This is a genomic window from Streptomyces alboflavus (assembly GCF_000716675.1).
GTDB classification, from domain to species: domain Bacteria; phylum Actinomycetota; class Actinomycetes; order Streptomycetales; family Streptomycetaceae; genus Streptomyces; species Streptomyces alboflavus.
This window is the reverse complement of record NZ_JNXT01000027.1, coordinates 23,532-41,956: the sequence shown is the minus strand read 5'-3', so window position 1 is coordinate 41,956 and position 18,425 is coordinate 23,532. Positions and strand designations below refer to the sequence as shown.

14 protein-coding genes and 1 tRNA gene are annotated in these 18,425 nt (G+C 69.7%); 9 read left to right on the top strand and 6 right to left on the bottom strand.

Annotation, left to right across the window (positions count from 1 at the left end; genetic code table 11):
- Nucleotides 1-15: 15 nt before the first annotated feature.
- Nucleotides 16-1,545 carry a 2,3-bisphosphoglycerate-independent phosphoglycerate mutase gene (gpmI, locus tag OO63_RS21300; protein WP_078619266.1) on the bottom strand — a complete coding sequence of 510 codons (1,530 nt, stop codon included), beginning with the start codon at nt 1,543-1,545 and terminating at the stop codon, nt 16-18.
- Nucleotides 1,546-1,984: 439 nt separating this feature from the next.
- Here gpmI and OO63_RS46865 point away from each other — a divergent pair, with 439 nt between their 5' ends.
- From OO63_RS46865 to OO63_RS45455, 3 genes are read left to right on the top strand one after another with little or no spacing between them, the layout of a single operon-like run.
- Nucleotides 1,985-3,265 (top strand): hypothetical protein, encoded by a 1,281-nt coding sequence (locus OO63_RS46865; protein WP_030360582.1) that lies wholly within the window; start codon nt 1,985-1,987, stop codon nt 3,263-3,265.
- A gap of 59 nt (nt 3,266-3,324) precedes the next feature.
- Nucleotides 3,325-4,557, top strand: coding sequence for an argininosuccinate synthase-related protein (locus tag OO63_RS46860; protein ID WP_030360581.1), 1,233 nt, complete (start codon nt 3,325-3,327; stop codon nt 4,555-4,557).
- Nucleotides 4,551-6,260 (top strand): ATP-grasp domain-containing protein, encoded by a 1,710-nt coding sequence (locus OO63_RS45455; RefSeq protein ID WP_030360580.1) that lies wholly within the window; start codon nt 4,551-4,553, stop codon nt 6,258-6,260. The genes OO63_RS46860 and OO63_RS45455 overlap by 7 nt, the downstream gene beginning before the upstream one ends.
- A gap of 211 nt (nt 6,261-6,471) precedes the next feature.
- Here OO63_RS45455 and OO63_RS21280 read toward each other — a convergent pair.
- A tRNA-Leu gene (locus OO63_RS21280) sits at nt 6,472-6,555 on the bottom strand.
- A gap of 746 nt (nt 6,556-7,301) precedes the next feature.
- On the opposite strand from OO63_RS21280, the gene OO63_RS21275 reads away from it, so the two are divergent.
- The 6 genes from OO63_RS21275 (at nt 7,302) to pknB (ending at nt 15,551) form a co-directional block, all read left to right on the top strand.
- Nucleotides 7,302-8,195: an FHA domain-containing protein gene (locus tag OO63_RS21275; RefSeq protein WP_030360579.1), complete on the top strand. Its 894-nt coding sequence runs from the start codon at nt 7,302-7,304 to the stop codon at nt 8,193-8,195.
- A 10-nt stretch (nt 8,196-8,205) separates the two neighbouring features.
- Nucleotides 8,206-8,712 carry an FHA domain-containing protein FhaB/FipA gene (locus OO63_RS21270; RefSeq protein WP_030360578.1) on the top strand — a complete coding sequence of 169 codons (507 nt, stop codon included), beginning with the start codon at nt 8,206-8,208 and terminating at the stop codon, nt 8,710-8,712.
- 98 nt (nt 8,713-8,810) lie between these two features.
- Nucleotides 8,811-10,427, top strand: a complete 1,617-nt coding sequence (locus OO63_RS21265) for a Stp1/IreP family PP2C-type Ser/Thr phosphatase (RefSeq protein ID WP_030360577.1) — start codon at nt 8,811-8,813, stop codon at nt 10,425-10,427.
- Between the two features lie 26 nt (nt 10,428-10,453).
- Nucleotides 10,454-11,881 carry an FtsW/RodA/SpoVE family cell cycle protein gene (locus OO63_RS21260; RefSeq protein ID WP_030360576.1) on the top strand — a complete coding sequence of 476 codons (1,428 nt, stop codon included), beginning with the start codon at nt 10,454-10,456 and terminating at the stop codon, nt 11,879-11,881.
- Nucleotides 11,878-13,341, top strand: coding sequence for a peptidoglycan D,D-transpeptidase FtsI family protein (locus OO63_RS21255; protein ID WP_030360575.1), 1,464 nt, complete (start codon nt 11,878-11,880; stop codon nt 13,339-13,341). The genes OO63_RS21260 and OO63_RS21255 overlap by 4 nt, the downstream gene beginning before the upstream one ends.
- Before the next feature lie 170 nt (nt 13,342-13,511).
- A complete protein-coding gene (pknB, locus tag OO63_RS21250; RefSeq protein WP_030360574.1) occupies nt 13,512-15,551 on the top strand; it encodes a Stk1 family PASTA domain-containing Ser/Thr kinase in 2,040 nt (679 codons plus the stop codon).
- 170 nt (nt 15,552-15,721) lie between these two features.
- Here pknB and OO63_RS21245 read toward each other — a convergent pair whose 3' ends face one another.
- The 4 genes from OO63_RS21245 to OO63_RS44770 are packed head-to-tail and all read right to left on the bottom strand — an operon-like array spanning nt 15,722 to nt 18,397.
- Complete coding sequence (locus tag OO63_RS21245; RefSeq protein ID WP_030360573.1) at nt 15,722-16,495, bottom strand: class E sortase; 774 nt, start codon at nt 16,493-16,495, stop codon at nt 15,722-15,724.
- A 26-nt stretch (nt 16,496-16,521) separates the two neighbouring features.
- Nucleotides 16,522-17,658, bottom strand: a complete 1,137-nt coding sequence (locus OO63_RS21240; protein WP_397622137.1) for a class E sortase — start codon at nt 17,656-17,658, stop codon at nt 16,522-16,524.
- Nucleotides 17,589-18,239: an aminodeoxychorismate/anthranilate synthase component II gene (locus OO63_RS21235; protein ID WP_030360571.1), complete on the bottom strand. Its 651-nt coding sequence runs from the start codon at nt 18,237-18,239 to the stop codon at nt 17,589-17,591. Before OO63_RS21235 ends, OO63_RS21240 begins: the two co-directional genes overlap by 70 nt.
- A complete protein-coding gene (locus OO63_RS44770) occupies nt 18,236-18,397 on the bottom strand; it encodes a hypothetical protein (protein WP_030360570.1) in 162 nt (53 codons plus the stop codon). The genes OO63_RS21235 and OO63_RS44770 overlap by 4 nt, the downstream gene beginning before the upstream one ends.
- Nucleotides 18,398-18,425 lie beyond the last annotated feature (28 nt).

Here is an 18,425-nt window from a genome sequence, read left to right as displayed (position 1 = left end):
CTTGCAGAAGTCCGCTTACAGAACTCGGCCGGACATGGCCGCGGGCGGCTCGATGCCCAGGAGGTGGAGACAGGTCGGCGCGATGTCCCGGAGGTCTCCGGACGGCGCGAGCGCACGGTCCGCGCCGAGCACCCACAGGGGCACGGGGCTGGTCGTGTGCCGGGTGCTCGGCGTGGTGCCGTCGGCCTCGCGCATGGACTCGCCGTTGCCGTGGTCGGCGGTGACCACCAGGTACGCGCCGTGCTCGGCGGCGGCCGCGGCGATGTCCCGCAGGCAGGCGTCGACCACTTCGGCGGCCTGCCGCACGGCGTCGTAGTTGCCGGTGTGCCCGACGGTGTCGATGTTGGCGATGTTGGCGACCAGGAACTGCGCTTCGCCCGAGCGGAGTTCGCCGATCAGCCGCTCGGTGATCTCCCGCGCGGACATCTCGGGGGCCAGGTCGAAGCTCGGCACGTCGGTCCTGCTGGCCACCATGATGTGCCGCTCGCCGGCCTGCCGCTGCTGGGTGTAGCCGTTCAGGAGGTACGTGACGTGCCCGTACTTCTCCCGCTCCGCGATGTGTACCTGGGCGAGCCCGGCCGCGGCGACCGCCTCGGCGAGGGTGCCGTCCACGTGTTCCTGGTCGAAGACCACGGATGCCGGGATGTCGTCGCTGTACCGGGTCATCGTGGTCAGCGGGCGGCCGGTCGCGGCGAGCGCGGTGGCGAGCTGGCGCAGCCCGTCGGGGCGGAAGTTCGTCATGACGATCTCGTCGCCGGGCGCGATGCGGGGCGCGTCCAGGACGATCGGCGGCAGGTGCTCGTCCGTGACGCCTGCGGCGTAGTGCTCCTCGACCGCCGTACGCCAGTCCGCTGTGATCCCGGGGGCGTCGTCCGCACCCGTGAGAGCGGCGACGACACTCTCCGTGCGGTCCGTCCTGCCCGAGCGGTCCATGGCGAGCTTCCGGCCGGCCACCGTGGCGAGCCGCGCGCCCTTCTCCTCCAGCTGCGCGAGGTCGTGCAGGGCGGTGCGGGCGGGTACGTCACGGCCGTCGCTGACGGCGTGCACGTAGGTGCGGTCCGACCAGCCGTACTCCTCGGCCAGGTCGAGGACCGCGCTGATGTGGTCGATGTGGCCGTGGGCGCCGCCCTCGGAGGCGATGCCGATCACATGCACCGGAGTGCCCGCCGCACGTGATCTGGCGAAGACGTCCGCGAGGGCGGTACAGGAACGGAAACCACCCTCGGTGATCGCCCGGCGAATCTTCACCGACGCCTGCGCGATGGTGCGGCCGGTGCCGATGGTGAGGTGTCCGACTTCGGAGTTCCCGACCTGCCCGGACGGCAGACCGACCACCGAACCCGACGCTTCGAGAAGGGTCGGAGGCACATCCTCGGCGAGGCGGGAGATAAATGGAATATCCGCTTCCAATAACGGATTGTGCTCGCCGTCGGGATCCCATCCGAACCCATCGAGCACAAGCAGCAGAAGGCGCTGCTTTGCGTCACCCACCTGAACACCCCCGTGTTTTCGGCCTGAAGAGCCCGACCGAGCCGGCCACAGCATCGGAACCAGTCGACCAAGATCGCATCAAGCTTCACTGAATGAACAGGAGGAGTCAAGGGGGTGACTTTGCGTTGCCAAACAAGTGAGCTAATGTCCACTTTCGGACAGTTCTGACGTTTGATTCTCAAAGAAGCCGATAGCAGCCGTTCACAGATTCCGGCTGCCGATCAATGACCATTGACGTGCAATGTCGACACCGTTTAGTGTGCGTCGTCGTTGTGATCGAGTAGATCGCCAACGGCCGAATCCAAGCTGCCTCACGCGGCCATTCCCGCTCAGCGGAATTTGCGGCTCCAGCAGTGGGCGCGGGCGCCCGTCCTGGCCTTCACACCCTTTCCCGCCAGGCATTTCACAAGGCGCCTGCAAAGATTTCCAAAGAGTTCCCCGCCACATTCATTACCGATTATTTCCGGTGTCCCGAGTACCTCTAGGAGTTGCTTTGACAGCGCAGTCGAACGCCGGCGTCGGGGAAGCCGGGGCCACCGTCACCAGGCGCCTGGTCATCGCCGACATGGCCCACCAGTACTCGGTCGCCCCGGCCGCCGACGCCCCGGCGCTGGTGGCCGAGCTCGCCGCCGAAACCGGTGACGGCACCCGAGCCATGGAGTTCCTGCGCCCGGAGCAGACCGCGTCCAAGGCCCTGACGTTGGTCCGGGCGACAGGACAGACCCGGCCGCTCAGCCCGCCCGCCGCACCCCTGCCGACCTGGTCCTGTACCCACTTCCCCGCCGATTTCACCGCCTATCTGGACGGCGCCCTCGCAACGGAAGATGGAATTCCGGATTCTGCCGGCGCCGGCCTTTCCGCGCTCGGCCCGCTGCTGCTTCTGCGCACGCACACGACCGCTTCGGACCCCTTCACCGAAGTTCTGATATGTGCCCGCTACCGCGCGAACGGCACCTTGTTCGTGCGGACGGCGCGCTTCACGCACGCGGCCGAGATCGACCTCGCCGACCTGGTCGCCCGCGCTCTCGAGTACCGCACCGAGCTGCAGGACCACATGCGGATCGAGAGCAACGCCTATATCAACTGCGAAGAGGACATCGAGATCGAGCAGAAGGTCACTCTGCTCGACGAAGCCTCCATCTGGTCCCTCACCAAGGACATGTGGACGGCCGTGGAGGCGGGCGAGTTCCCCGGCTTCATCACTTATCCCGGCTACGAACTGACCCGCTGGCATTTCGTGCAGCACAACTTCGAGGTCACCGGTCCCGCCGAGGAGGTCGGCCACTACGCCTTCCAGGAGAACCCCGGGAATCGCTACCAGCTCAAGATGAAGAAGTTCCCCGCCGACGCCGTGCGCCGCCAGGAGACCTTCCGCAAGGGCGTCGAGGTTCCCGGTGGCGACTTCGAAGCGTACTTGGCACGGGAGTTCCCGGCACTGACCTTCCGGCGGCTTCCGAGCTTCCGGCGCACCCGCTTCGACGTGAATGTGCACTCCCTGGCGACCGGCCACGGCTTCGGCATCGAGACGGACGAGGTGACCGTCGACGCGGTCGGCGGGCGCAAGCTGCGGCAGGTGGAGATGGAGTACCTGGAGACCTACCGGCACGAGGGTCTGGACGCCACCACCATCGACGACGAGATGGAGCGGCTGACCCGCCTGGTGGAGTCCTACCTCGCCAGGGCAGGCGTCGCCTCCGAGCGCAACCACTACTCGAAGCTCTCGTTCCTGCGGGACTGCGTGGCGACCGGCGCGACGGTCTCCGCGGGATCCTGACGCCGCGCCCGCCACCCACCACTCAGCCCTGCCCAGCTGGACGATTAAGGACGTGCGGCGTGAAGACAAGCCGACGGGGCATCCGCTCCTTCCGCGACATCACCCATGGCGATGTCGACCTGCGGCGCCCCATCGTGACGCTGTTCAGCGGCGGTCTGGACAGCTCCTACCTCCTGTACCGCCTGGTGCAGGCGGGGGCCACCGACGTGCACGCCCTCAGCGTGGCGGTGGGCGGTGACGAGGAGCGGTCCCACATCGAGCGGATCACGACCGCGCTCGGGGTACGCCTGCACCTGGTGGACGGCCGGGCCGCGTTCGTCGAGGAGTTCGTACGGCCCGCGATCACCGCGCACGCCGTGTACCTGGACACGCACCCCGTCAGCTCCACCCTCAGCCGTCCGCTGATCGCCCGCACCGCCACCGAGGTGGCCCGCGACCTCGGCGCCGGGGTGATCCTGCACACCGCCAACCGCTCGCAGAACACCCTGCGCAGGCTGAACGGCGCCCTGGAACAGCTGGGCTTCGAGGGGCACTTCGGCAGCCCGTACGACCTGGAGCCGGTGGACCGCGAGCAGAAGATCAAGGAGCTGCGCCACATCGGCCTCGACGAGATGGCCGAGCGGTCGGCCAGCGGCGACTCCAACCTGTGGTGCCGCGAGTTCGAGTCCGGCGTTCTCGACGACCCCGAGAACCACGCCGTACCCGAGAGCTTCTACCGCTGGAGCGCGCGGCCACAGGCGGGCGCCGCGCCGGATCGGCGGAGCCTGACCGTCACGTTCCGCTCCGGGACGCCGGTGGCCGTCGACGGGGAGGAGCTGCCCCTCACCGACGTCGTCGCCCGCCTCAACCCGGCCGTGGGCGCCCACGGCCTCGGCCGCTACACCGGCCTTGAGCACCTGCCCGGCGGCATCAAGGTCCTGGAGGTCCGCGAGATGCCCGCGGCCTGGCTGCTGCTCGCCTCGCGCCGCCACCTGGAGACCGCGGTGCTCGACGCCGAGGTGCTCAGGGAGAAGCTGCACATGGAGCAGCTCTGGGTCCGCGAGGCGCTCGAAGGCCGCTGGTTCGGCGAACTCCGCGCCGCCTGCCAGGCGTTCATTACCGAGGCCGTCCTCCCGATCACCGGCTCGGTGACCTGGCGGCTCGACGGCGCACGGACCGCGACCACCGCCATCGTCGCGGACGCGCCCCGCTACGTACGCGACCGGGAGCACTGGGAGCAGGCCTCCATCAAGGACGAGCTCTCCCACCTGGGCGAGGGCTCGCAGACCGCAGACAGGGACATGCAGTGGTAGATCCGGAACAGACCTCGCCCGCCACCGAGACCCCCGCCCACCTCGACCCGGCCGCCAGCCCCGCCCACCCGGACCGGCGCCTCGTCCTCATCGACGCGAGCGTGGCCACGGCACGAACCGCGCACTCCCTGCCGTACCAGACGTTCTTCGTGCAGCGGCCCGGCTCCCCCGTACAGGACCTGGTCGACGACCACTCCGGCTTCTACACGGTGGACTTCACGCAGGACTCGGGGCCGGGGGACTCGGGGCCGGGGGACTCGGAGCCCGAGGCCTCGGTACCGGAGGCGTTCACCGACTTCGTCACGCAGGTGCTGCGGCCCCTGGCGCCCATGGCGGTGGTCGGCCTCTCCCCGGCGGGGCAGCGGGCCGCGGCGGTGGCGAACTCCCTGCTCGGGACATCCGGCATCGCGACCGAGGACCTGGAACGCCTGACGCAGTCCCCGCCGGCCACCGCCCCCTCCGGCGGCCGCCTCGGCACCTCCGCGAACCGGACGCCGAAGCCTGCCGCGCTCTTCGTCAACCACCACTCCTACGCGCACTTCCAGCGCGGCGGCCGGCACTTCCTGCCGACGTCGGAGCTCGACGTCCACCTGGTGACCCGCAACCAGTTCCACGGAGGCGTGCGCGGGCTCGAGCAGAATCCCGTCACGCAGGTCTCGATGTGCGACCCGGAGGAGGAGGACCGCTGGCGCGCCGCCTGCGAGTGGACGCTGCGCACGCACCCCGTCGGCCGGGTCATCGCCGTGCACGAGCGCGCGGTGCTGCTCGCGGCGGAGATGCGCTCGAAGTTCGGGCTGCCGGGGATGGACTTCGAGACGGCGACGCTCTTCCGGGACAAGCTGCGGATGAAGGAGGCGGTGCGCGCGTCCGGGGCGGCCGTGGTGCCCGACTTCTCCGCACTCGACAGCCCCGCCGACCTCATGAACGTGGACTGGAGCACCGGCCGCAAGGTCATCAAGAGCCGCTGGGGCCTGGCCGCCAAGGACCTCTTCATGGTCGACACCCTCGACGAGGCACGCGATCTCGTCGCGGGTCTCGACCTCTCCGGCGCGCACTACGGCATCGAGGAGTTCGTCACGGGGCAGATCTACCACTGCGACTCCGTGGTGCAGGACGGTGAGATCCGCTTCAGCAGCGTCGCGCGCTATCTGACCGACCCGGCCGGGTACCGGCCCGGCGGCATCTTCGGCACCGTCCTGGTGCGCGAGGGCGACCTGGCGAAGCGCATCACCGAACTCAGCGCCGCGGTGCTCGCCGCCCTGGGGATCAAGGACGGCACCACGCATCTGGAGCTGTTCCACACCCCGGCCGACGAGCTGGTCTTCTGCGAGGTGGCGGGCCGCCCGCCGGGCGGCGTCATCCCGCCGGTCATCGAGTGGCAGTACGGCTTCAACATCGTCGAGGCACAGATCCGTCTCGACGCGGGCCTCGACATCCGTCTGGGCACCGACCCGGCGGCGCCGGGCGGCGGCACGTGCGGATTCCTCGCCTTCTACCCGGGCGGCGGCGAGACCCGCGCCATCGCCCCGGCACGCCTGGCGGAGCTCGGCGTCGTCGAGCACATCGCGACCAGCGGTGCGGGCAACGGCCGCGGCGGCGTCCGCCACTCGACGGACTTCCTCGACTCCTACGTGATCAAGGCCCCGGACGACGACACGCTCCTGCGGCGGATCGACGACCTCCAGGACGAATACCGGCGGTGAACGGTCCCGGGGGCGGCCACGCTCGGCGGCGCCGCCCCACCAGGGCATGACATAGGTCACAGCAGCCGACGCCCGCCCTGCCACCTAGCCGCCCTGCCACCCAGCCGCCGGGTCACCCACCGACACGCCCACAGCGAAACGGCCGCCACCGTGAATCACGATGACGACCGTTTCGTCGTTGTTCAGAACACCGACTCGTCGATGTTCCTTGTGCGCGAGGGGGGAGTTGAACCCCCACGCCCTTTCGGGCACTGGAACCTGAATCCAGCGCGTCTGCCTATTCCGCCACCCGCGCATGGGTGTTGTCTTTGGGTCTCTCACTTGTTGGTGCGAGCGCCTGCCGACATCCAGAAGATTAGCACGCTGGAGAGGGTGGATTCACATCCGTATTCGGGGGCACCCGCGTGGCACCCGGGGACGTGGCGACAGCCTGCACGGACGTGGCGTACCCCGCCCCCACCAGCCGCCCCGGCCCGATCGCGGCCGCCGGAGGCCCGGCCCCGCGCGGGGCTCCGTACGGGTCCCGGCCGGGGCGGAACCGGCCGAACCACCCGCCCGACGCAACCAAGGCGGACGTCAAGTCCTCCTCCTAGGTCCACAGCCGCGTGCGGGACACTGTCTTGGGACCCCCTCTACGATCCCTGGTAAGAGGAAGCAGGAGGAGGCCCGAGCCAGGCCCGGCCCGGGACCCCGGAAGGAGCCCACAAGGAGCCCAGGAGGAGCGCGGAATCAGCCCCGAGCGGAGCGCGGCACCAGGCGCGGAGCGAGCCCGGACCGAGCCGTCGGCCACACCTCCGACGCGGGACTCAGGACGGTTCCCGCGGGAGCCCCGACCGATCCCCGAGGATCGGCGGAGCGAACCCGGGCCGAGCCCCGGGACACCCCTGAAGGAACCCTGAGGATCGCGGAAGACCAGTGCGGGCATGCCTTGTGAGAGGCGACACTCGTGGTCCGGGCGGACAGGGGGAACCACCTGATTTCCCGACGCGTGGATACGATCAGTAAGCAGTACGAGGATGACAACGACGGAGGAGGTGCCCCATGGGAGTCCTGAAGAAGTTCGAGCAGCGACTCGAAGGTCTGGTCAACGGCACCTTCGCCAAGGTGTTCAAGTCCGAGGTCCAGCCCGTCGAGATCGCCGGCGCCCTGCAGCGCGAGTGCGACAACAACGCGACGATCTGGAACCGCGAGCGGACCGTCGTTCCGAACGATTTCATCGTGGAGCTCAGCGCGCCCGACTTCGAGCGCCTGAGCCCGTACTCCGGACAGCTCGGCGACGAGCTCTCCGGCATGGTGCGTGAGTACGCGAAGCAGCAGCGGTACAGCTTCATGGGCCCCATCAAGGTCCACCTGGAGAAGGCGGAGGACCTGGACACGGGCCTCTACCGAGTGCGCAGCCGCACGCTCGCGTCCAGCACCTCGCAGACTCCCGACCCCGCTCCCGGTGCCTCCGCGGGCCCCGGCGGGCCCGGCGCCCCCGGCGGCGGCCCCACGAGCGCGGGCCAGGGCCCCCGCGGCGGCTACGGCTACCCACAGGGCCCCTCGGGCGCCCCTCCCATGCCCGCCGCGCCGCCTCCCGGCGCGGGCGCGGGCCGCGGAGCCGCTCCGGCGGCGGCGCGGCCGCAGGGGCCGGGCTCCGGCTCCCCGGGCACGCAAGTGCGGCGCTGGATTGAGATCAACGGCAACCGCCATCAGATCTCCCGCCCGACGCTGGTGCTGGGCCGCAGCACCGACGCCGATGTGCGGATCGACGACCCCGGCGTCTCGCGCCGGCACTGTGAGATCCGGACCGGAACGCCCTCGACGATCCAGGATCTCGGGTCTACCAACGGCATCGTGGTAGACGGGCAGCACACCACCCGCGCTACGCTCCGCGACGGCTCGCGGATCGTCGTGGGCAGCACCACCATCATTTACCGGCAAGCCGAAGGGTGAAGCGGGGGCAATGTCAGAGCTGACCCTGACGGTCATGCGGCTGGGTTTCCTGGCCGTTCTGTGGCTGTTCGTGATCGTGGCCGTCCAGGTCATTCGCAGCGACCTGTTCGGAACGCGTGTCACTCAGCGCGGTTCGCGCCGTGAGGGCGGCCGCCAGGCGGCCCGCCAGCAGGCCGCACCGCCGCCACAGCGCCAGCAGAGCGGCGGCCGCCAGCGTCGTGGCGCGCCCACCAAGCTGGTCGTCTCGGAGGGCACCCTGACGGGCACCACCGTCGCGCTCCAGGGGCAGACGATCTCGCTGGGCCGGGCACACGATTCGACCATCGTCCTCGACGACGACTACGCCTCCAGCAGGCATGCCAGGATCTACCCGGACCGTGACGGCCAGTGGATCGTCGAGGATCTCGGGTCCACGAACGGCACGTATCTGGACCGGACCCGCCTGACCACCCCGACGCCCGTTCCGCTGGGCGCGCCGATCCGCATCGGCAAGACCGTCATCGAGCTGCGGAAGTAGTGCTACATCATGAATGAGCGCGAGCGGAGCGAGCGAGCCGACGCGGTCCAGGACTTGGACGCCAGCGCGCTCCCGACCGGAGGGTGGGCACCGTGCGGATGTACCCGGAGCCGACGGGCGAGGTGCGCATGAGTCTGTCACTGCGCTTCGCCGCCGGATCGCACAAAGGCATGATCCGGGAGGGGAACGAGGACTCCGGCTACGCGGGTCCGCGTCTCCTCGCCATCGCCGACGGCATGGGGGGCCAGGCCGCGGGCGAGGTCGCCAGCTCCGAGGTGATCTCGACGCTCGTCACGCTCGACGACGACGTCCCCGGCTCCGACATCCTCACGTCGCTCGGCACGGCCGTGCAGCGGGCCAACGACCAGCTGCGCCTCATGGTCGAGGAGGACCCGCAGCTCGAGGGCATGGGCACCACCCTGACCGCCCTGCTGTGGACCGGCCAGCGGCTCGGCCTCGTGCACGTCGGCGACTCGCGCGCGTATCTGCTGCGCGACGGCGTGCTCACGCAGATCACGCAGGACCACACCTGGGTGCAGCGGCTCGTCGACGAGGGCCGCATCACCGAGGAGGAGGCGACGACGCATCCGCAGCGGTCGCTCCTGATGCGCGCGCTCGGCAGCGGCGACCACGTGGAGCCGGATCTGTCGATCCGTGAAGTCCGCGCCGGCGACCGGTACTTGATCTGCTCCGACGGTCTGTCGGGCGTCGTGTCCCACCAGACGATGGAGGACACCCTCGCCAGCTACCAGGGCCCCCAGGAGACCGTGCAGGAGCTCATCCAGCTCGCGCTGCGCGGCGGCGGCCCCGACAACATCACGGTGATCGTCGCCGACGTCCTGGACATCGACACCGGCGACACCCTCGCGGGCCAGCTGTCCGACACCCCCGTGGTGGTCGGCGCGGTCGCCGAGAACCAGCTCCAGGCGAACGACGACGGCGCCATGCAGACGCCCGCGGGCCGCGCGTCGGGCCTCGGCCGCCAGGCGCCGCCCCCGTCCGGCGGCGGCTTCGGCCCGCCCGGCAGCGGTGACAGCACCCCCGGGTACGACCCCGAGGGCGGCTCCTTCGGGGCGTACGGCGACGAGGACCTGGTGAAGCCCGGCGGCGGCCGCAAGTGGCTGAAGAGATCGCTGTACACGGCGCTCGCCCTCGCCGTCATCGGCGGCGGCCTGTACGGCGGCTATCGCTGGACCCAGACGCAGTACTACGTGGGCACCAAGGACGAGCACGTCGCGCTCTACCGCGGCATCGACCAGGACCTCGCCTGGGTGAGCCTGTCGAAGGTCGAGAAGGACCACCCCGAGATCGAACTCAAGTACCTGCCGCCGTACCAGCGCAAGCAGGTCGAGTCCACGATCCAGGAGGGCAACCTCGACGACGCCGAGAAGAAGATCGGCGAGCTGGGCCTGCAGGCGTCGGCGTGCAAGAAGGACGCCGAGCGGCGCGCGATCGAGCGGGAGAACCGCGAGAAGCGCGAGCGCGAGAAGAACGACAACGCCAAGCCCGGTGAGGGCGAGGCGGGCGGCCAGAACGGCTCGCCCGACCCGGCCGAAACCTCCAAGCCGGACTTCCGCAACGCGAGCTTCCGCGCGGCGGACGACCCCGGCGCCAAGGACGACAAGTCCAAGTCCACCACCGCACCGACTCCCACACCCGGCCCCAGCCTCTCCCAGCAGGAGAAGGATCTGGTCCCGCAGTGCGGTAAGCAGTAAGCAGCCGTTGGGGGCCCTTGCACGCCATGAGCAGTAGCACTACACAAACGTCGACGATCGGCGCCATCGGTGCGCCGAGCCGGCGCAACACGGAGCTCGCGCTCCTGGTGTTCGCCGTCGTCATCCCGCTGTTCGCCTACATGAACGTGGGCCTCGCCATCTCCGGCGAGCTGCCCCCCGGCATGCTCGGGTACGGCCTCGGCCTCGGCCTGCTCGCGGGCGTCGCGCACCTCGTCGTGCGCAAGTTCGCGCCGTACGCGGACCCGCTGCTGCTGCCCCTGGCCACGCTGCTCAACGGCCTCGGTCTGGTGGTCATCTGGCGGCTCGACCAGTCCGAGCGGCTGCAGCAGCTGGGCAAGGCCTCCTTCGGGGCGTTCAGCGCGGCGGCCCCCAAGCAGCTGTTGTACTCGGCGATCGGCATCGCCCTGTTCGTCGCCGTGATGCTGCTGCTCAAGGACCACCGCGTCCTCCAGCGGTACACGTACATCTCGATGATCGGCGCGATGGGCCTGCTGCTCCTGCCGCTCGTGCCGGGCCTCGGCAAGAACATCTACGGCGCCAAGATCTGGATCCAGGTCGGCGGGTTCTCCATCCAGCCCGCGGAGTTCGCCAAGATCGTCATCGCGGTGTTCTTCGCCGGATACCTGATGGTGAAGCGCGACGCGCTCGCCCTCGCCAGCCGCCGCTTCATGGGCCTGTACCTGCCGCGTGGCCGTGACCTCGGTCCGATCCTGGCCGTGTGGGCGATGTCCATCCTGATCCTGGTCTTCGAGACCGACCTCGGTACGTCGCTTTTGTTCTTCGGCATGTTCATCGTGATGCTGTACGTGGCCACGGAGCGCACCAGCTGGATCGTGTTCGGTCTGCTGATGTCGGCCATCGGCGCCGTCACCGTGGCCTCCTTCGAGCCGCACGTCAAGGTGCGTGTGGACGCCTGGCTCGACCCGTTCAACAAGGAAGTCATCGCGTCGACCGGGACCGACCAGATCGCCCAGTCGATGATGGCGTTCGGCTCCGGCGGCACCCTCGGCACCGGCCTCGGCCAGGGCCACTCCGACCTCATCGGCTTCGCCGCCAACTCCGACTTCATCCTCGCCACGTACGGCGAGGAGCTGGGCCTCGCCGGGATCATGGCCGTCCTGCTGATCTACGGCCTGATCGTGGAGCGCGGTGTGCGCACGGCGCTCGCGGCCCGCGACCCGTTCGGCAAGCTGCTCGCGGTCGGCCTGTCCGGCGCCTTCGCCATCCAGGTCTTCGTCGTCGCGGGCGGCGTCATGGGCCTGATCCCGCTGACGGGTATGACCATGCCGTTCATCGCGTACGGCGGTTCCTCGGTGATCGCGAACTGGGCGCTGGTGGGCATCCTGCTGCGCATCAGCGACACCGCGCGCCGCCCGGCCCCGTCGCCCGCCCCGAACCCCGACGCCGAGATGACCCAGGTGGTACGGCCGTGAACAAGCCTCTGCGCCGCATCGCGATCTTCTGCGGCCTGCTCGTCCTCGCGCTGCTCGTCCGCGACAACTGGCTGCAGTACGTCAAGGCGGACCACCTCGCCGAGCACGACATGAACCGCCGCGTGCCCATCGAGCGGTACGCCCAGCCGCGCGGCGACATCATCGTCGACGGCAAGGCCATCACCGGCTCGCAGAAGGTCGACGGCGACGACTTCAAGTACAAGCGGACGTACAAGAACGGGCCCATGTGGTCGCCCGTGACCGGCTTCGCCTCGCAGCGCATCGGCGCCACGCAGATCGAGTCCATCGAGGACCGCATCCTCACCGGCAACGACGACCGGCTCTTCTTCCGCCGCAGCCTCGACATGCTGACCGGCAAGAAGAAGGAGGGCGGCAACGTCGTCACGACGCTCAACCGGGACGCCCAGAAGGCCGCGTACAACGGTCTGAAGGGCCTCGGCAAGGGCGCGGTCGCCGCCATCGACCCCTCCACGGGCGCGATCCTCGCGCTGGCCTCGACGCCTTCGTACGACCCCTCGAAGTTCGCCGGCAACACCAACGCCGAGGCGGAGACCTTCGGGAAGCTCGACAAGGACTCCGACAAGCCGATGCTGAACCGCGCGCTGCGCGAGACCTACCCGCCCGGCTCCACCTTCAAGGTGGTCACGGCCGCGGCGGCGATGGAGCACGGCCTGTACACGGAGATAGACGAGAAGACGAAGTCGCCGCTGCCCTGGACGATGCCGAACACCACGACCGAGCTGAAGAACGAGGGCAACATCCCCTGCAAGAACGCCACGCTGCGCGAGGCGCTGCGGGTGTCCTGCAACACGGTCTTCGGCAAGATCGGCTCGGACCTCGGCAAGGACAAGATGCTGGAGACGGCCGAGAAGTTCGGCTTCAACGAGGAGCAGTTCGTCCCGGTCCGTTCCAACGCCTCCGTCTTCCCGAAGGAGATGGACAAGCCGCAGACCGCGCTGTCCTCCATCGGCCAGTTCGAGACCGCGGCGACGCCGCTGCAGATGGCCATGGTCACCTCGGCGATCGCCAACGACGGCACCCTCATGGAGCCGTACATGGTCAAGGAGCTCCAGGCGCCGAACCTCGACGTGATCGAGAAGCACTCGCCCAAGGAGATGAGCGAGCCGCTGTCCAAGGAGAACGCGCAGAAGCTCCAGGACATGATGCAGACCGTCGTGAACGAGGGCACGGGAACCAGGGCCAAGATCCCGGGCGTCACAGTGGGCGGCAAGACCGGTACCGCTCAGCACGGTCTGAACAACAGCAAGAACCCGTACGCCTGGTTCATCAGCTACGCCAAGACCGACTCGGGTTCCCCGGTCGCCGTGGCCGTGGTCGTGGAGGACAGTGACGCCTCCCGTGGCGACATCTCCGGTGGCGGGCTCGCGGCGCCGATCGCGAGGGACGTGATGAAGGCGGTCATCGACAGCAAGAAGTGACCCCTGTCACGACCCCTCCACATCGGTGCACGTTGCGATACCGGTCCTGTATCGGGTGACGGTTGCGGCCGGGTCACGTCAGGCGAGCCGGGTACGGTATGCCCGGACAGCACACCGCCGGACCGCGCAACACGGTGCGGTCGGGACCGACGGAGAGGGCTGGAATAGCTATGGAAGAGCCGCGTCGCCTCGGCGGCCGGTATGAGCTGGGCCAGGTGCTCGGCCGCGGCGGGATGGCGGAGGTCTACCTCGCGCACGACACCCGCCTCGGCCGCACCGTGGCGGTGAAGACGCTGCGAGTCGACCTCGCCCGCGACCCGTCGTTCCAGGCCCGGTTCCGCCGTGAGGCCCAGTCGGCCGCCTCGCTCAACCACCCGGCGATCGTCGCGGTCTACGACACCGGCGAGGACTACGTCGACGGGGTCTCCATCCCGTACATCGTGATGGAGTACGTCGACGGCTCGACGCTGCGTGAGCTGCTGCACTCCGGGCGCAAGCTGCTGCCCGAGCGCGCCATGGAAATGACGATCGGCATCCTCCAGGCCCTGGAGTACTCGCACCGCAACCAGATCGTCCACCGCGACATCAAGCCCGCGAACGTCATGCTGACGCGCAACGGCCAGGTCAAGGTCATGGACTTCGGCATCGCCCGCGCGATGGGCGAGTCCGGCATGACGATGACGCAGACGGCCGCCGTCATCGGCACCGCGCAGTACCTCTCCCCGGAGCAGGCCAAGGGCGAGCAGGTCGACGCGCGCTCGGACCTCTACTCCACGGGCTGCCTCCTCTACGAGCTGCTGACCGTCCGGCCGCCCTTCGTGGGCGACTCCCCGGTCGCGGTCGCGTACCAGCACGTCCGCGAGGAGCCCCAGGCCCCCAGCGTCTTCGACGGCGAGATCACGCCCGAGATGGACGCGATCGTCCTGAAGGCCCTCACCAAGGACCCGGACTACCGCTACCAGTCGGCCGACGAGATGCGCGCCGACATCGAGGCCTGCCTCGACGGCCAGCCCGTCGCCGCCACGGCCGCCATGGGCGCCGTCGGCTACGGCGGCCACCCGGACGACCAGGCCACGGCCATGCTCCGCCCGCAGCACGGCGGACCCGGCCACGGCCAGACGTCGATGATGCCGCCGGTCAACCCGGACGACGGCGGCTACGACGAGGGGTCGCGGCGCGGCCGGGGCCAGAAGAAGAGCAACACGTCGACGATCCTGCTGATCGCCGCGGGCGTGCTCGTCCTGGTGGGGGCGATCCTCATCGGGAAGTGGGCGTTCAGCGGGGGCAGCGGGACCAGCGATGACAAGAGGGCGCCGAACTTCGTGGGCGAGACCCTGCAGGAGGCGCGGGAGTCGGCGAAGAACGTCGACCTGGAGATCGCGGTGTCCAAGCGCGAGCCGTGCGAGAAGTACCCCAAGGGGCAGGTCTGCTCGCAGGACCCCGGCGCGGACGCCAAGGTCGAGAAGGGCGACACGATCCATGTGGTCGTGTCGACGGGTGCGCCGAAGATGGCGGTCCCGAGCGTCATCGGCATGGACATCGACGAGGCGACCGAGAAGCTCGAAGGTGACAAGTACCAGTTCCGTGTGAAGCGCGAGCAGCGGATCTCCAGCGAGACCGAGGGCGAGGTCCTGGAGCAGGACCCGACCTCCGGCACGGAGCGGCAGAAGGGCAGCACGATCACGCTGACCGTCGCCAAGGAGCAGCAGAAGACCCCCGTGCCCGACGTCTCCGGTCAGACCTGGGAAGCCGCGAAGAAGCAGCTCGAGGACAACGGCCTCAAGCCGGTGCGCAGTGACGTCGAGAGCGAAAGCGTCGAGGAGGGCAAGGTCATCCAGACCTCACCCGCGGCCAACACCGAGGTCGACCCCGGCTCCACGGTGACCGTCCAGGTCGCCAAGAAGAAGGCCGAGGAGACGCCTGAGGAGGCCACCGTCCCGGCGGTCGGCGGCCAGACCCTCGAAGACGCCCGTGACGCCATCGAGGACGCCGACCTCACCGTGGGCACCATCACGGGCCCGCAGGACGACGACGCCCGTGTGGTCCTCTCCACGCCGAGCGGCGGCCAGAAGGTCCCGTCCGGCACGGCGATCAACCTGGTGACCACCGGCGGCTCCGGCGGCCCGGGCGGCGGCGACCAGGGCGGCGGCGACAACGGCGGCGGCTTCATCGAGGGCGCCACCGGCTTCGGCCGCCACAGTCGGGACTGACGCCTCCGGCACCGACGCCTCCGGCGGTACAGCGGACAAGGACGAGGGCCCCGGCACCAGAAAGGTGCCGGGGCCCTCGTCCGTGCTCAGGCCGACGCTCCAGGTCGGCGCTCAAGGCCCACGGCTCCGGGCCCGCGGCTCCAGGCCCGCGCCCTGGCCCGGCCCAGCGGCTAGCTCAGCTCCCGCGGCGGTGTCCGCCGGTTGTCCACCTTCTCGATCCGCTCCAGCTTCCCCCACACCACATACCGGTAGTTCGACGTGAAGACGGGCGTGCACGTGGTGAGCGTGATGTAGCGGTCCGCCTTCTTCGCGCCGGACTCCTTGGGGATGGGGTCGAGGACGCGGACGTTGTACTTCGAGGTCTCGGGGAGGGTCTTGTAGACCTTGTACACGTACCACTTGTCGCGGGACTCGAAGACGATCGGGTCGCCCTCGTCGATCTTGTCGATCTTGTGGAACTTCGCGCCGTGGCCGTCGCGGTGGGCGGCCAGGGTGAAGTTGCCCTTGTCGTCCTCGGGCAGGGCGGACTTGATGGGGTCCGTGTAGTAGCCGGCGACGCCGTGGTTGAGGGTCTTGGGGTTGGTGCCCTTGGTGACGAGGATCTCGCCGCCGCTCATCGAGGGCACGTGCAGGAAGCCGATGCCGTCCTTGGTGTCGATGGGCCCGGGGCCCTTCGCCTCCCAGTGGTCGCGGACGCGGTTCCCCTGCTTCTTGGCCTCGCGGTCCGCTATGACGTTGGTCCACCACAGCGAGTACGCGACGAACAGGCCGAGGATCACGCCCGCGGTGATGAGGAGTTCACCGAAGACGCTGACCGCCGTCGCGATCCGGCCACGGCCGCGCTGCCGCGGCGCGGGCTTCGGCGCGGGCTCCCCGGCCCGCTCGTCGGCCCCGGTCCGCTCCTCGGCCCGCCCCTGCTCGTCCTCTTCGGTGGTGGCTGCCACTGCGTCTGCCCCGTCCGTCTCAGCTTCTAGTCGACCAACGCGGGTGGCTTTCCCTTGTCGCGTGGCCGGTCTTCGACCATCTTGCCCCACACGATCATTCGGTACTTACTCGTGAACTCGGGGGTACAGGTGGTCAGTGTGATGTAGCGGCCCGGTTTCGTGAAGCCGGAGCCGGGCGGCACCGGATCGAGGACCGCCGTGTTGCCGGGACTCGTCTGCGGCAGGATGCTCGCCATCTTGTAGACGTAGTACGTGTCCTGCGTCTCGACGACGATCGGATCGCCCGGTTTGAGCCGGTTGATGTAGCGGAACGGCTCGCCGTGCGTATTGCGGTGACCGGCGAGCGCGAAGTTGCCCGGGTTCGCGTCCGGCATCGGGGTCTTGGTACCGCCCTTGTTGTAGTGGCCGACCATCCCCCGGTCGAGGACCTTGTGCTTGTCGATGCCCTCGGCGACCGGAGTGACGACGTCCAGCTTCGGGATGTGCAGGAGCGCGAAGCCCTGGCCGGGTTCGAAGACCCCCGGCTTGCCCTTGCCCTTCGCCCAGTCCTCCTGGAGCTTGCGGGCGGCCGCGTCGGCCTGCTGCTGAGCCCTTATGTTCGTCCACCACAGCTGGTACGTGACGAAGAGGAGCATCAGGACGCCGATGGTGATGAAGAGTTCGCCGATGGCGCGACTGGCCACGGTGGCCGGGCCCGGCTTCGCGGCACGGGCGGCGCGGCGGGCCTCGACCCGGGTGAGGGGGCGCTCCGCCTCGGCGGGGGGCGTGGCGGGCGGGGTGGCCGGGGGCTTCGCGCCCCGACGCCCCTTGTGCTTGGCGGCCTTGCGGCGGGCCGCACGCCCACCTGTGGGCGGTGCCACCCCCGCCTCACCGACTATTCGGCGCGTGTCCGCCGTCCGCAGCCCGATGGTCTCGTCGTCCCGGGGAGGGTCGTACGCCGCCGGGTACGGCTCGGGCGCCACCTCCGCGTCCCCCAGCGCCTCCCCCGCGGGCGCCTCGGGCCCCACTTGCCCCTCGGCCGCCCCCGCCGCGCTCCGGAACCACGGCGACGGGTGCTGCCCCGGCGCGGCGGCGTCGGGGCCACCGGGCACGGTCACGCCGTGGCCCTGCCCACCACCGGCGCAAGCCCGCTCGACCGCCCCACCGCCCCCGCGTCGCCGCACTCGACCAGCCAGTTGGCGAGCATGAGGTGGCCGTGCTCGGTGAGGACGGACTCGGGGTGGAACTGGACGCCCTCGACGGGCAGTTCGCGGTGGCGCAGGCCCATGATGATGCCGTCGGCCGTACGCGCGGTCACTTCGAGCTCGGCCGGGACCGTGGCGGGCTCGGCGGCAAGGGAGTGGTAGCGGGTGGCGATGAAGGGGGAGGGCAGACCGGCGAAGACGCCCTTGCCCTCGTGCGTGACCGGCGAGGTCTTGCCGTGCAGGAGCTCCGGCGCCCGGTCCACCACACCGCCGTACGCCACCGCCATGGACTGCATGCCGAGGCAGACGCCGAAGACGGGCACACCGGTCGCGGCGCAGTGGCGCACCATCTCCACGCAGACGCCCGCCTGCTCGGGCGTGCCGGGTCCCGGCGAGAGCAGGACGCCGTCGAAGCCGTCCTGGGCGTGCCGCAGCTCGACCTCGTCGTTGCGGAGCACCTCGCACTCGGCCCCGAGCTGGTACAGGTACTGCACGAGGTTGAAGACGAAGCTGTCGTAGTTGTCGACGACGAGAATGCGGGCGTTCTTGCTGGAGCTCACTGGCCGTCCACCGTCACATCGTTGAAGGGCAGCAGCGGCTCCGCCCAGGGGAAGACGTACTGGAACAGCACATAGACGACCGCGAGGACGAGCAGCAGCGAGAGCAGCGCCTTCACCCAAGCGTTCCCGGGCAGATGCCGCCAGATCCAGCCGTACATGCCGTCCCTTCCGTCGTCCGGCGCCACA